This window comes from Maribacter spongiicola, from assembly GCF_052119685.1.
Lineage (GTDB): Bacteria > Bacteroidota > Bacteroidia > Flavobacteriales > Flavobacteriaceae > Maribacter > Maribacter spongiicola_A.
In genome coordinates, this window is record NZ_JBGQOO010000019.1 from 16,110 (window position 1) to 29,873 (window position 13,764).

11 protein-coding genes are annotated in these 13,764 nt (G+C 34.9%); 4 read left to right on the plus strand and 7 right to left on the minus strand.

Going from position 1 to position 13,764, the window contains the following annotated elements:
- Nucleotides 1-470 precede the first annotated feature (470 nt).
- The 3 genes from accD to tamL are packed head-to-tail and all read right to left on the minus strand — an operon-like array spanning nucleotide 471 to nucleotide 5,068.
- A complete protein-coding gene (accD, locus tag ACEN2N_RS18240) occupies nucleotides 471-1,346 on the minus strand; it encodes an acetyl-CoA carboxylase, carboxyltransferase subunit beta (protein ID WP_441825696.1) in 876 nt (291 codons plus the stop codon).
- A gap of 29 nt (nucleotides 1,347-1,375) precedes the next feature.
- Complete coding sequence (fbaA, locus tag ACEN2N_RS18245; RefSeq protein ID WP_441825666.1) at nucleotides 1,376-2,443, minus strand: class II fructose-bisphosphate aldolase; 1,068 nt, start codon at nucleotides 2,441-2,443, stop codon at nucleotides 1,376-1,378.
- A gap of 60 nt (nucleotides 2,444-2,503) precedes the next feature.
- The gene (gene tamL / locus ACEN2N_RS18250; RefSeq protein WP_441825667.1) at nucleotides 2,504-5,068 is read right to left on the minus strand and encodes a translocation and assembly module lipoprotein TamL; all 2,565 of its coding nucleotides are present in this window, start codon (nucleotides 5,066-5,068) and stop codon (nucleotides 2,504-2,506) included.
- 54 nt (nucleotides 5,069-5,122) lie between these two features.
- Between tamL and ACEN2N_RS18255 the strand changes: the two genes are divergently transcribed.
- Nucleotides 5,123-5,842, plus strand: coding sequence for a TrmH family RNA methyltransferase (locus ACEN2N_RS18255; RefSeq protein ID WP_441825668.1), 720 nt, complete (start codon nucleotides 5,123-5,125; stop codon nucleotides 5,840-5,842).
- Nucleotides 5,843-5,952: 110 nt separating this feature from the next.
- On the opposite strand, the gene porT is transcribed toward ACEN2N_RS18255, so the two are convergent.
- Together porT and ubiE are read right to left on the minus strand one after the other, a co-directional pair.
- The gene (gene porT, locus ACEN2N_RS18260) at nucleotides 5,953-6,648 is read right to left on the minus strand and encodes a type IX secretion/gliding motility protein PorT/SprT (RefSeq protein ID WP_441825669.1); all 696 of its coding nucleotides are present in this window, start codon (nucleotides 6,646-6,648) and stop codon (nucleotides 5,953-5,955) included.
- Nucleotides 6,649-6,696: 48 nt separating this feature from the next.
- Complete coding sequence (gene ubiE / locus ACEN2N_RS18265) at nucleotides 6,697-7,440, minus strand: bifunctional demethylmenaquinone methyltransferase/2-methoxy-6-polyprenyl-1,4-benzoquinol methylase UbiE (RefSeq protein ID WP_441825670.1); 744 nt, start codon at nucleotides 7,438-7,440, stop codon at nucleotides 6,697-6,699.
- Nucleotides 7,441-7,670: 230 nt separating this feature from the next.
- Between ubiE and trkA the strand changes: the two genes are divergently transcribed.
- Together trkA and ACEN2N_RS18275 are read left to right on the plus strand one after the other, a co-directional pair.
- On the plus strand, nucleotides 7,671-9,020 hold the full coding sequence (gene trkA / locus ACEN2N_RS18270; RefSeq protein WP_441825671.1) for a Trk system potassium transporter TrkA: 1,350 nt from the start codon (nucleotides 7,671-7,673) through the stop codon (nucleotides 9,018-9,020).
- A 1-nt stretch (nucleotide 9,021) separates the two neighbouring features.
- On the plus strand, nucleotides 9,022-10,515 hold the full coding sequence (locus ACEN2N_RS18275) for a TrkH family potassium uptake protein (protein ID WP_441825672.1): 1,494 nt from the start codon (nucleotides 9,022-9,024) through the stop codon (nucleotides 10,513-10,515).
- Between the two features lie 71 nt (nucleotides 10,516-10,586).
- Here ACEN2N_RS18275 and ACEN2N_RS18280 read toward each other — a convergent pair whose 3' ends face one another.
- Together ACEN2N_RS18280 and ACEN2N_RS18285 are read right to left on the minus strand one after the other, a co-directional pair.
- Nucleotides 10,587-11,777 (minus strand): pyridoxal phosphate-dependent aminotransferase, encoded by a 1,191-nt coding sequence (locus tag ACEN2N_RS18280; protein WP_441825673.1) that lies wholly within the window; start codon nucleotides 11,775-11,777, stop codon nucleotides 10,587-10,589.
- 15 nt (nucleotides 11,778-11,792) lie between these two features.
- Nucleotides 11,793-12,893 (minus strand): fatty acid desaturase family protein, encoded by a 1,101-nt coding sequence (locus tag ACEN2N_RS18285; RefSeq protein ID WP_441825674.1) that lies wholly within the window; start codon nucleotides 12,891-12,893, stop codon nucleotides 11,793-11,795.
- Between the two features lie 120 nt (nucleotides 12,894-13,013).
- Between ACEN2N_RS18285 and rsmG the strand changes: the two genes are divergently transcribed.
- Entirely contained in the window at nucleotides 13,014-13,649 is a 636-nt protein-coding gene (gene rsmG / locus ACEN2N_RS18290) for a 16S rRNA (guanine(527)-N(7))-methyltransferase RsmG (RefSeq protein WP_441825675.1), read from the plus strand.
- Nucleotides 13,650-13,764 lie beyond the last annotated feature (115 nt).

Consider the following 13,764-nt stretch of genomic DNA (forward strand, 5'->3'; position numbering starts at 1 on the left):
AACCATTAGGTAAGGGTTCCACTCAATCTAAAAGTTGTGCGAATTCATTGCTTAATTCAGCAGCTGAAAATCCGTTTTCAATAGACCCTTTTTGCACGGCAGATGTATAACCTGGGTTGTTCATATGAACTCGAATATAACTTGGTCGTCATTTTTAAGAGGAATATTCGAACCTGACCTTGTAAAGGGTTGTTCGTCTACATGGTTATGGGTTAGAATTCTTCTATAAATGAGATCTCCTTCTAAATCTATTATTTCCTACCAATCTGAATATTGCTCGCAACTTTTGTCAGGGCTAAATATTGTTGTGATAATGATGTAATTATTTGCTTCTCCTGAAGTAGTAACAGCAGTAATTTTGGCATTAAAATTAAAAATGCTCGTCGAATCAGATTCATCGACGAGCATTTTTTCTTTATCTGTAGAACAGCATAAAAACCATATTGGTAGTAAACTTAATACTAAGGTTTTTAAGCTACTGTCTTTTCTGATCTTACCGGATTGTTTTGAATAAGATCTATGTATAGGTTGATCTTTTTCTTCAAATCTCTTCTATGCGTTATAAAATCTAAAAAGCCGTGTTCTAATAAAAATTCAGAAGATTGAAAACCTTCAGGTAAATCTTTACCAGTTGTGTCTTTTACAATACGCGGACCTGCAAAACCTATTAGTGCGCCGGGCTCTGCAATGTTAATGTCGCCGAGCATGGCATATGATGCAGTGGTACCACCAGTTGTTGGGTCTGTACACAAAGAAATATAAGGTAAACCCGCTTCAGATAATTGGGCTAGTTTGGCAGATGTTTTTGCAAGTTGCATTAACGATAGGGCAGCTTCCATCATACGTGCACCACCAGACTTTGAAATCATTAAGAATGGAGTTTTCTTTTTAATGGCATAATCTATACCTCGTGCAATTTTCTCACCAACGACACTACCCATAGATCCACCAATGAATTTAAAATCCATACAGCAGATAACGATGTCTTTGCCAAAAGATTTTCCGTATCCTGTTCTAACCGCATCTTTAAGTCCGGTCTTTTTTTGTGCAGCTTTTAAACGATCACCGTACTTTTTAGTATCCTCAAATTTTAAAGGATCTTTAGAAGTAAGTTTTTCATCTAATTCGGTAAACATGTTGTTATCGAATAAAATCTCAAAATATTCCTTGCTACCTATTCTTACATGATAATCATCTTCTGGACTTACATAAAAGTTTTTTGCAAGATCATCTGACTCAACTATTTTACCTGTTGGCGATTTATACCACAAGCCTTTAGGTGTGTCTTTTTTTTCTTCAGTAGAAGTTTGTATCCCTTTTTCTTTTCTTTTAAACCAAGCCGTCATATCATCCATTTTTTGGTTATCCTAAAGTATTATAGCGTATTTACGTTATTCAAATCTTCAAATGCTTTTTTCAAACGCTCTATGAATGTAGATTCCCCTTTTCTCAACCAAACTCTTGGGTCGTAATATTTCTTGTTAGGCTCATCTGCCCCTTTAGGATTGCCTATTTGAGACTGTAAATAATCTTTATTATCTTGAATATAGTCACGAACACCTGCTAAGAAAGCATATTGTAAATCTGTATCGATATTCATTTTAATTACACCGTAACTGATACCTTCTCTAATTTCTTCAACAGTAGATCCAGATCCACCATGGAATACGAAATCGATATGGTTGTGCTCAACACCGTATTTCTTAGAAATATATTCTTGAGAATTTTTAAGAATTTTCGGAGTCAACTTCACGTTACCTGGCTTGTATACACCGTGTACGTTACCAAATGCTGCGGCGATAGTAAATCTAGGGCTTACTTTAGAAAGTTCTTCGTAAGCATATGCAACTTCTTCTGGTTGTGTATATAATTTAGAATCATCTACATCAGAATTATCAACACCATCTTCTTCACCACCGGTAATACCTAGTTCAATTTCTAACGTCATGTCCATTTTGCTCATGCGTTCTAAATACCCCTTACATATTTCGATGTTCTCTTCTAAAGGTTCTTCAGAAAGATCGATCATATGCGAGCTGAACAAAGATTTACCTGTTTCGGCAAAATGTTTCTCACTAGCATCTAAAAGACCGTCGATCCAAGGCAATAATTTTTTCGCACAATGGTCTGTATGAAGAATTACGGTTGCACCGTAAGCCGCTGCCAATTGGTGAACGTGTTTAGCACCTGCAACTGCACCTAAAATAGCTGCTTGTTGCCCATCATTGGAAAGACCTTTGCCAGCATTAAATTGAGCTCCACCATTAGAAAATTGAATGATAACAGGTGCATTTAAACTTGCTGCTGTCTCTAAAACACCGTTAATAGTATCTGAACCAATAACGTTTACTGCAGGTAATGCAAATCCTTTTTCTTTTGCGTAGTTGAAAATTGCTTGAACTTCGTCTCCGGTTGCAACTCCCGGTTTGATATTGTGAGCCATAATTATGTAGTTGTTTGTTTCTAAAAAAAATGAAAAACAAAAGTAATAAAACAATTATATTTAAAAGGGATAGTTGATACCTATTTGCAATACGGAATTTGCGAGGTTATAATCTCTAAACCAACGCTTAGACTGAATTTCTGCAGGATTATAGGTTTTAAACCCTAAATCTAATCGAAATAGAAAATAGGTAAAATCATATCTTAGACCAAGTCCTGTGCCGAGTGCAATATCTTTTAAAGAACCTAACCCGTCAAAAGTAGCATTAGGATCTTCAACGTTATCAAGAACATTCCAGATATTACCTGCATCAGCAAAAATTGCCCCATTAATATCGCCGGCAATAGGAAATCTATATTCCAAATTTAAAGCCAACTTTAAGTTTGCTTCATTAAAATCGTTAATAGCCGAAGTGCTTCCCGGACCTAAGGAGTAAGGGAACCAAGCTCTATTGTCATTTGATCCACCACCAAAATAACTTCGCACAAAAGGTATGTTGTCAGAGTTTCCGTAAGGTATAGCGATACCGAAAAAAGCTCTTGCGGCAAGAACATTAGAACGAGACAGATCCCAATATTTAACGTATTCAAACTCGTTTTTTATGTATTGTGAAAATGGTACACTAAATACTAGTAATTGGTCATTGTCATTTTTATTAAATGGTATAAATGTAGAAAGGGCTGATAATACATTGCCGGCACCTTCAATTTTCCATCGAAATTTATAAAATGAATTATCTATAATACCTGTTCGGTTCGTTTTATTGAACGTATAGTTAGATGCAAAAATTAAATTATTTTCGGTCAATCTAATTCTTCTTTCCTCAATGGTTTTTACATTATCAAAATCATCCGTTGTTGAAGCTATACCACCATTTAATATGGAATCTGTAAATATTTTAGTTCCTTTCGGAATTATAAGATTTAGTTCACCGTCATTATCCCCTGCTTCAAAAGATGAGGCTATATTTGGATAAAGATCGGCATCCTCATAATCATCTGCTATATCGTTCAAAAGTTCGTAAGTGTTTGTATACACATTATAAAACCTTTCTTGATTAACATTTCTAACAAACTGAATATTTAATAATTCTACGTCATGATTAACGAAATCGCTAGGTACCCAATTATAGCCTAGAACAGCGTTTAACGTCTGTTTATCTAAACCAATATTATTTTGAAAATTAGTACCCATGGCTATTCTTGTTTTGGGTAATGTATAGTTCGGTATTATTCTAGAGGTATTTACGAACGGAAACCAGATCCTAGGAAAATCTAAAGTAATGTCACCACCAAATTCTGAAAAATAATTGGCTTCGAAAGTATTACTACTTAATAGGCCATAAGATCCATTGGCAGATATGCTTAAATTTTCGGCACCTTTAAATATATTTCTAATCAGTAGCGTAGTGCCAAGACCAACACCTAATCGACGCAGGTTAGACCGGCTAACTTCAAAATCAGTTGCAAAGGCATATTTTGTTTTAGGTGCCAAGTAAATATTGGTATTCACTTTGTTGCCAATAGAGTCTCCCTCAAAAATGATATTTGGGTATTTGAATACATTTAGAGCATTTAGCTGTCTAGATGTTCTGATCTTATCTATATCTCTATAAATGCTATCTTTTTTAAAGAAGATGGCATTTGCCAATGTTTTTGGTTTAATGCCAAAATTCTTAGAATAATGTATCGTGTAATCTTGGTAATCTATCGTGTAAAGCGAATCTTTTGAGTTTGTCGATAGGTAGTCTGTGTAAATATTGATTTTATTTATCTTCTCTACTTTGTAAGACGAAGTAGTTACTTCGTTTTCTCCTCTTGTTTTTAAATCACCGATATTAAGGGTAATATTCATTTGTTGGTCGTCTGCAGACCTGGTGGTGTCTCGTAAAATATCGAAAGTAATAGAACTTTCTTGAAAATTTCGAATACCACTATTTCTAAAAATACCTGTTAAGCGCTCGCGTTCGCTATTAAAGTTAGAAAGATCGAATTGCTGCCCTTCTCTAATTAATGATTTTGAAGAATTTAAAAAATAGAGCGAGTCTATGGCTGTAGATGAAATATTGTTGCCTAGAGAATCGATCATATAAGGGTCTCCAAGTTCAATATGGTAATTTACTTTCGCTTTTTTGAATCGACTGCTGTCAATAGAATACGTAGTGTTGTTGGTGAAGAAACCTTTGCTCTGATAATAGGCACTAAGCTTTGCCAAGCTTAATCTAGTTTTTGTCGTATCTAAAATGGTAGGTTCTTCGCCAATGTCTTTGAGCCAATTACTTAAACCTTTAACAATGAAAGATTCGCCCAAACGCTCTACTTGTTTTTCTGAAAGCAGTTTGTCCAGTCTTTTTTTTCTATTCTCTTTTCGGTATAACCATGCGTTATATGAAGAGTCTGGGTTTTCTTTGGCAAGGTTGTATAAATTAAGTCTCAGGGGGTAGCCTAAAACGGTAGAATTCGATTTTTGGTAGATAAGACTCTTTAAATCTTCGTCATTTACTTTAATGGAATCGGCATAAATAGCATTTTTAATCACCAAGAATTCATCATCCTCTACTTTTTTTAGCGAGTTACATGATAACAAGACTATTGCCAGTAGGGATAATAAGCTTAATTTAGCCATGTTGTTTTTGGAGCAAAGTGCCATCCTCATAGAAATCAAAAATACATTATTTGAATGGTTGTCAAAAGTGAATTGAAACTTATCAAAAGTCTACAGCAAAAAAAGTGCCGAAATGAGCACGGGTTATTTGTTGTCGAAGGAAAAAAGACGGTCGAAGAAGTGGTGAATTCAAGCATGAAAGTATATAAATTATTCGCTATTGCCCCATCTGATTTAGAGGTGAAAGATAATGATGTAGTTAAAGTTTCATCAAAAGAATTAAGTCAAATGAGTAGTCTTAAGAATCCGAACGGTTATCTGGGAGTATTTCATATACCTAATACGAGTAACAAGATTTTATCTGACTGGACATTAGTGCTAGACGGAGTTCAAGATCCAGGTAATTTAGGGACTATAATACGACTTTGCGATTGGTTCGGTATTTCTGATATTATATGTTCTTTAGATACGGTAGATTGTTATAACGCCAAGGTATTACAAGCTACGATGGGTTCGATTACAAGGGTGAACATTCAGTATTTGGATTTGATCGAGTTTTTAAAAGCTGCCAAAATACCAGTATACGGAACTTTTATGAATGGTGTAAGTGTAACTACTTCAAAATTGCCTAAAAAGGGCATTATGGTTATGGGTAATGAAGGTAAAGGGATTTCTAATACTGTAGCGCGTTTATGTACAGATAGATTGGCAATACCACAATTTGGTGATGTAACCACAGAAAGTTTGAATGTAGCTTCTGCAACGGCAATATTACTTCATGAAATTAGAAAGTAACTAGGTTTTATAATTCAAAATTTTTAACTTTTGCTAATTGCTAATTGCTAATTGCTAATTGCTAATTGCTAATTGCTAATTGCTAATTGCTAATTGCTAATTGCTAATTGCTATTCAAAAGTAAAGTTGATAAAAATTCCGCGTGTTTTTAAAGATTCTATGTTTCCGGTCCACGGACTGTTAGGGTCATTATCAGAAACTAATTCGTCTGTAATGGCAAAAACACCTCGAATAGAAGGGGTGAATTTGAAGTACTCTAAATAGAAATCGATACCGAAACCAAGTTCATAGTTGTAAACCCATTTTTTCATTCTAAAGGTGCCAGATTCATTATCATCAAGGCTTTCTTCGTTACTGCCTAAGTTGAGTCCGGTTGAGGCTCCGCCTAACAAAAAAGGTTTGAAATTGCCAAACCGTCTTGTGCTGGCTTTCAATAAAAGAGGAAAGTTAATATATGTAGATTTTACTTCTCTAATTGCATTGCGCTCATCATCAAAGCCAGGAAATCCCATTAATCTTGATCCGTAATGCAACCCTGGTTCAAAACGAACATCTAAAAATTCATTAAGTCGAACTTCACCAATCAATCCAACATTAAATCCAAAGCTCTTGCTAACCAAAATATCTTGGGCATTTTCTTTGTATTCAATTTTAAAATCATATTGGTTTAAACCTAAGAAATATCCCCAGTTTAAGAGTTTCTTATCTTCGTTTTGTTTGTTCAATATGGGGCTTTCGTTGAATTGAGCACTCAACGTATTGGTCATTAAAAATAATGTTAATCCTATAAAAAACCATTTCTTCATATATCGTGGTTTACGATTGTAAGTCAACAATTTAAGAGAGCGTGCTAATTATAGCGAGGCGTTAGCCTTTTTTGCCACATAAATTGATGCAACCCCAAATGTTTGAGGTTTATTCGTTACATCTATAAACCCGATTTCGCGTAAAATATTGTTGAAGTTTTCGCCATGAGGAAAAACTGAAGCAGATTCGCTTAAATAGCCATAAGCTGAATTGTCTTTTGAAAATAATTTTCCGATTAATGGAAGTATATTTTTTGTGTAAAAGTGGTATCCTTGTTTATATGGTGTTTTTGTAGGCACCGAAGTTTCTAGTACAACTAAAGAACCGTTAGGTTTTAAAACGCGTAATATTTCTGACATACCTTTTTCTAAAGTTTCAAAATTCCGAACACCAAAAGAAACCGTTACGGCATCAAAAGAATTGTCTTCAAATAATAGGTTTTCACTATCGCCTACGACCATTTCGATAGTGTTGTTGAGATTTTTTTCTTTCACCTTGTCCTTTCCGACAGAAAGCATACCGGGAGAAATGTCAAGTCCCACAATTTTTTTTGCACCCGTTGAAATTAATGCGATAGCTAAATCACCAGTACCAGTAGCAATATCTAAAATTGAATTCGGCTGTTCTTTTTTTAGTATTTCTACGACTTTTTTACGCCATTTGATATCAATACCAAATGATATAACACGGTTTAAGCCGTCATAGTTTTTAGAAATGGTATCGAACATTTTGGTTACTTGTTCCTTCTTTCCTAAATCGGAGTCTTTATAGGGTGTAACTTTTTGGGGCATTTTATGGCTATTTTTTTGGCAAATATACGATATAGCTAGTGCTTAATTCCATTTTAGCGATTTAGGTTGGTTATTGATGCGGTAAACAATTGAAAATAAAGAATAAACTAATTTAATTATGTAATTTTGCGCCATAATAAATGCTATATTTTTCAAGTCTGCTTTAAAACAATTTATAATAGTTTGGAGCCGAAAATTTGTACTTGACAATTAGCGATCGAATAAAATAAATGAAGATTATAATTGCTGGTGCTGGGGAGGTAGGCTTTCATTTAGCCAAATTACTTTCTTATGAATCACAGGATATTACACTAATCGATTCTAAAAAAGAGAGTCTGGCTTATGCAGACAATCATCTAGATATACGAGTTTTAAAAGGTGATGCAACTTCTATTGCGGTATTAAATGATGCTCAGGTAAAAGATTCAGATTTAGTTATCGCGGTGACCTCTTCTGAAACTACAAACCTTACACTTTGCATGTTGGCGAAGCAGTTAGGGTGTAAGCGAACAATTGCAAGAATTTCGAATACCGAATTTATAAAGAACAAAGAGTTATTGAGGTTCTCAGATTTAGGTATTGATGAATTGATTTCTCCAGAAGCTTTGGCTGCGACAGAAATTCAAATGTTGTTGAATAAGTCCGCCTTCAACGACACCTATGAATTTGAAGATGGAGAGTTGATTATGGTAGGGGTGTCTCTATTGAAATCTGCTCCATTTGTTGGTAAAATGGTTAAAGAAGCAGCTAAGATTTTTCCCGAATTGCATTTTATGCCTATTGCACTTCAGCGAACAGGAACTCAATATACAGTAATACCTCGTGGAGATACGGTGTTTAAAGAAGGAGATCAGGTATATTTTATAACTGTAAAAGAAGGTGTTGATGAACTTTATAAACTTACCGGTAAGACAAAAACGGAAATAAAGAATGTAATGATTCTTGGTGGTAGTAAAGTTGGTTATAAAACGGCTAGAGATCTTTGCGCCAATAAATTCAACGTAAAGCTCATTGAAAAGAATAAAGAAAAAGCGTTTGACCTTGCAGATGAATTACCGAATGCATTGGTAATAAATGGTGATGGTAGAAATGTTGAATTATTAGATGAAGAAAGTCTTGAGTCTATGGATGCCTTTATTGCGGTAACCGGAAATTCAGAAACCAACATCATGTCATGTTTAGTTGCTAAGTCTAAGTATATTAAAAAGACGATTGCCTTGGTTGAGAATATGGATTATTTTCAGCTTTCACATTCTATTGGTATAGATACTTTAATTAATAAAAAACTACTAGCGGCGAATAACATATTTAGACATATTCGAAAGGGTGAGGTAGTGGCGATGATGCGTTTGAACAATTTAAATGCAGAAATATTAGAATTTATAGTAAAGAAAAATTCAAAAGTTACGGGTGCTACTATACGTGAATTGGATTTTCCGAAAGCGGCTACCATAGGTGGTGTTGTTCGCGATGGTCAAGGTCATATTGCACTTGGTGGATTTAAAATACAAGAAGGTGATAGGGTAGTGGTTTGTTGTCTACCTTCAGAGATTTCTAAAATAGAACGAATGTTCCTTTAAGATGCGGCTTAATTTAAGAATTATAATACATATAATGGGGCTTCTGTTACTTTGTAACGGAGGCTTTATGCTTTTAGCGGCGGTAGTAAGTGGTATTTACCAAGACGGCGCTACTTTAAGTATCGCTTTAGCATCTATAAGCACGATGTTCGTTGGGGTTTTTATGATGTACTATACCAGAGGTCATAAAAAAGAAGTAAAACAAAAAGAAGGATACATTATCGTTACTTTTGGGTGGATAGTGATGTCCATTTCTGGTATGCTGCCTTATTTATTCTCAGGTGCGGTACCTACGGTAACTAATGCTTTTTTCGAAACTATTTCTGGTTATACGACAACTGGGGCTTCTATAATGGATGATATTGAAGCAATGCCAGAGGGAATTTTATTTTGGAGAAGTTTGACCCATTGGATAGGGGGCATGGGTATTATCGTTTTGGCAATTGCCATACTACCTTTGTTGGGTATTGGAGGAATGCAGTTGTTTTCTGCAGAGGCACCGGGACCAACAGGCGATAAATTACATCCGCGAATTACTGATACAGCAAAACGTCTTTGGCTTATTTATTTTGGGTATACGGTAGCAGAAACAATCTTATTACAAATTGCGGGTATGTCGTTTTTTGACGCTATTAATCATGCTATGGCAACTTTGTCAACAGGTGGTTTTTCAACTAAAAATGCCAGTGTGGCGTATTGGAACGATCAACCATTGATTCAGTATATCATTATCTTTTTCATGTTCCTTGCGGGTAGTAATTTTGTATTGAGTTATTTCGCTTTTAAGGGAAAAATTCAAAAAGTGTTTAAAGATGAAGAGTTTAGATATTATTCCGGATTCGTTATAGTTTTTACTATAATAGTGGCCTTGGTGGTGTATTACCAAGCTAATATTACAGAGTTGACCCCTGGATATCCAATGGTGCTCGGTAAGGCAGAAAGTTCGTTTAGACATGCGTTATTCCAGATAATTTCTGTGATAACCACAACAGGTTTTGTTAGTGCAGATTTTACACAGTGGACACCCTTTTTAACCGTGTTTTTCTTCGGATTGTTCTTCTTAGGAGGATCTGCAGGCTCAACAGCAGGTGGTATAAAAGTAATGCGTCACTTATTGATTATAAAAAATGGAGTGTTAGAGTTTAAGCGAACATTACATACAAATGCAATTATTCCGGTACGCTATAACAATAAAACAGTAAAAGAAAAAATCGTCTATAATATTATCGGATTCTTTGTGCTATACATGCTGCTCTTTATTATTGGAGCTTTAGTGTTAGGCTTTTTAGGATTAGATTTTGAATCTGCCATTGGTGGTGCAGCGTCATCTTTGGGAAATGTTGGTCCGGCGTTAGGGAGCTTAAATCCGGTTAGTAATTTTAATAGTTTACCAGATTTGGCAAAATGGTGGTGTGGCTTTTTAATGTTGGCAGGTAGGCTAGAACTTTTTACCGTACTGATATTGTTAACGCCATATTTTTGGAAAAGAACTTAAGAATACTCATTTTATGAAAATAAAAAAGTCCCTTCATTAGAAGGGACTTTTTTTATACAATATGCAGAGGCTTATTTCAGCGCTTCTTTAATTCTTGATATTGCTTCTTTAATTTCCTTTGCAGATGCAGCATAAGAAATACGAATACAATTTCCGTTACCAAAAGCGTCACCGGTTACGGTAGCAACATTTGCAGCTTCTAAGATATACATAGAGAAGTCTGATGCATTATTAATTGTAGTACCGTTAAATGTTCTACCAAAAAAAGCAGTTACATCTGGGTATACATAAAATGCACCTTCTGGCTCATTACATTTAAAACCTTCAATTTCGTTCAGTAAGCCTAAAATTAGAGTGCGTCTTTCTTTAAACTCATCTACCATATATTTAATGCGATCCGGCGATTCTTCAAGAGCTGTAATTACGGCACGTTGTGCAATACAGTTCGCTCCACTGGTAACTTGACCTTGTAGTTTATTTGTTGCACGAGCGATATAAGCAGGTGCGCCAATATACCCAATACGCCATCCTGTCATTGCAAATGCTTTTGCAACTCCATTTACGGTAACCGTACGGTCAAACATATCTTCAAATTCTGCCATCGAAGCATGAGCTGTTACGCCATAATTGATGTGCTCGTATATTTCATCACTTACAATAATAATTTGAGGATGATTTTTCAAAACATCTGCAAGTGCACGTAATTCTTTTTTGCTATAAATAGATCCACTTGGGTTACAAGGCGAACTATACCATAACATTTTAGTTTTAGGTGTAATAGCAGCCTCTAATTGAGCGGGAGTCATTTTAAAATCGTTCTCTAATGTAGTGGCTACTTCTACTGGTACACCATCTGCTAACTTAACGATATCGCTATAACTTACCCAGTAAGGGCATGGTAAAATAACTTCGTCACCAGGGTTTAAAATAACCTGGGCAACATTATATAAAGATTGCTTAGCACCAGTTGAAACTACAATTTGTGCAAGCTCATAACTTAAATTATTATCTCTTTTGAATTTAGTGATAATAGCTTTTTTAAGATCTACATAACCGTCAACAGGGCTATAGGAATTATAATTATCATGTATGGCCTGTATAGCGGCATCCTTTATGTAATCAGGAGTTTCAAAATCTGGTTCGCCTAAGCTTAAACCAATAATATCTTTACCTTCCGCTCTTAATTCACGGGCCTTTGCGGCCATTTCCAAAGTAGCTGACGGTGTAACGCTGTTAATTCTGTCCGAAAGTTGATTGCTCATGGGTGCTCTTAATTTCTAGTATTGTAAAGTAGGCTCTTTGCCTAGCTCCTTTAAATGTTTGAAGTGCGAAATTATAGCTTTTCTAGTAGTTTTATACTCGTGGTATGGTAAATTAAATTCCTGTGCCGTCTGTTTCACAATTTTCGAAATTTTTGTGTAATGTACATGACTTATGTTAGGAAAGATGTGGTGTTCCACTTGATGGTTTAATCCACCGGTAAACCAATTCACAATTTTGTTTTTAGTGCCAAAATTTACAGTAGTAAATAATTGATGAATAGCCCAAGTATTTTTCATTGTACCTGATTCATCTGGTAACGGAGTGTCTGCATGATCAACAATATGTGCTAGTTGAAAGACCATACTTAGTATTACCCCTGCAACATAATGCATCAAAAAGAATCCGATTAATATTTTCCACCATGCAATATCTAAAATCAACATCGGCAGTACGACCCAAATAGTAATGTATAATAATTTTGTTACGATCAAGGTGCTCCAATTCATCGTAGCACTAGGTAATTTACCGTATGACAATTTACGCTTTGTATACCTGTACATTTGCTGAAAATCGGTAGTAATAGCCCAATTGAAGGTTAAAAGTCCGTAAAGCAATACAGAATAAAAGTGTTGAAACTTATGGTGTTTTTTCCATTCTGCATGTTTCGAAAAACGCAAAATTCTACCCGCTTCCATGTCTTCATCATGTTCATGAATGTTGGTATAAGTATGGTGAAGCACATTGTGTTGTACCTGCCAATTATAAACATTACCAGCAAGAATATAGATGCTGCTGCCCATTAATTTGTTTACCCATTTTTTATTGGAATATGCACCGTGGTTACCATCATGCATAACATTCATACCAACACCTGCCATGCCAACACCCATAACGATAGTTAAAATGATATTAGCCCAATTTGGTAGCCCTAAGGTTAGTATTAGAAAATAAGGTGCAAGAAATAAGGTGAACATCACTAACGTTTTTACGTGAAGTCTCCAGTTTCCTGTTTTCTTTAATTTATTAGTTTTGAAATAATCATTAACTCTGCTGTTCAATGTTTTAAAAAACTTTGCAGAATCAGTTCTTGGAAAACGAATGGTATCTTGTGCCATAATTTGGTAATCTTTTACTTAGTACAATGTAATTGAATCTATAATTGTTTGATAGCTTAATTAAAAGCTAAATCTTTGCATCAGTGAATATACTAATATTATCTACTTACAAATATAAGCATGACTGTTGAAATCATATTTGAAAATTTTCCCAATTTATCTGAAAATCAGAAACAAAATTTTAGAAAATTAGAGGAATTGTATAAAGATTGGAATCAAAAAATAAATGTGGTTTCGAGAAAAGACATAGATGAACTCTATTTAAGGCATGTTTTGCATTCCTTGGGAATTGCAAAATTTATAACTTTTAAAGATGGTTCATCAATATTAGATGTTGGAACTGGTGGTGGTTTTCCTGGAATACCATTAGCTATTATGTTTCCTGAAGTTCATTTTACTTTAGTGGATTCTATCGGTAAAAAGATCAAAGTGGTGAACGAGGTGGTTGAAGGTTTACAACTAACCAATGTTACTACTATAAATGCTCGCGTAGAGGAGATACCTGGTAAATTCGATTTTATCGTCAGTAGGGCTGTGGCAGCAATGCCAACTTTTGTACACTGGATAAAAGGAAAAATAAAAAAGGAATCAGTACACACTGTAAGAAACGGAATACTGTATTTAAAAGGCGGAGACCTGAATGATGAGTTAAAAGACTATAGAACCGCAGAGGTCTATAATTTGACCGATTACTTCAAAGAAGATTTCTTCGAGACGAAGAAAATGGTTTATCTGCCGCTTAAATATAAAGGTTGAGCGTATGTATTAAAGAAGAAATGAACTGTAGTATGCCTTCTTATATTTACGGGCAAATTCTTTTAAATAATTCCATGCGTGAATTTGAATACATGTTATATGTAATCTTAAGTTA

Bases quoted from the DNA above. Each gene is read 5' to 3' on its own strand.
- accD (WP_441825696.1), bottom strand. From the start codon at position 1,346: ATGACGGCTTGGTTTAAAAGAAAAGAAAAAGGGATACAAACTTCTACT.
- fbaA (WP_441825666.1), bottom strand. From the start codon at position 2,443: ATGGCTCACAATATCAAACCGGGAGTTGCAACCGGAGACGAAGTTCAA.
- tamL (WP_441825667.1), bottom strand. From the start codon at position 5,068: ATGGCTAAATTAAGCTTATTATCCCTACTGGCAATAGTCTTGTTATCA.
- ACEN2N_RS18255 (WP_441825668.1), top strand. From the start codon at position 5,123: ATGGTTGTCAAAAGTGAATTGAAACTTATCAAAAGTCTACAGCAAAAA.
- porT (WP_441825669.1), bottom strand. From the start codon at position 6,648: ATGAAGAAATGGTTTTTTATAGGATTAACATTATTTTTAATGACCAAT.
- ubiE (WP_441825670.1), bottom strand. From the start codon at position 7,440: ATGCCCCAAAAAGTTACACCCTATAAAGACTCCGATTTAGGAAAGAAG.
- trkA (WP_441825671.1), top strand. From the start codon at position 7,671: ATGAAGATTATAATTGCTGGTGCTGGGGAGGTAGGCTTTCATTTAGCC.
- ACEN2N_RS18275 (WP_441825672.1), top strand. From the start codon at position 9,022: ATGCGGCTTAATTTAAGAATTATAATACATATAATGGGGCTTCTGTTA.
- ACEN2N_RS18280 (WP_441825673.1), bottom strand. From the start codon at position 11,777: ATGAGCAATCAACTTTCGGACAGAATTAACAGCGTTACACCGTCAGCT.
- ACEN2N_RS18285 (WP_441825674.1), bottom strand. From the start codon at position 12,893: ATGGCACAAGATACCATTCGTTTTCCAAGAACTGATTCTGCAAAGTTT.
- rsmG (WP_441825675.1), top strand. From the start codon at position 13,014: ATGACTGTTGAAATCATATTTGAAAATTTTCCCAATTTATCTGAAAAT.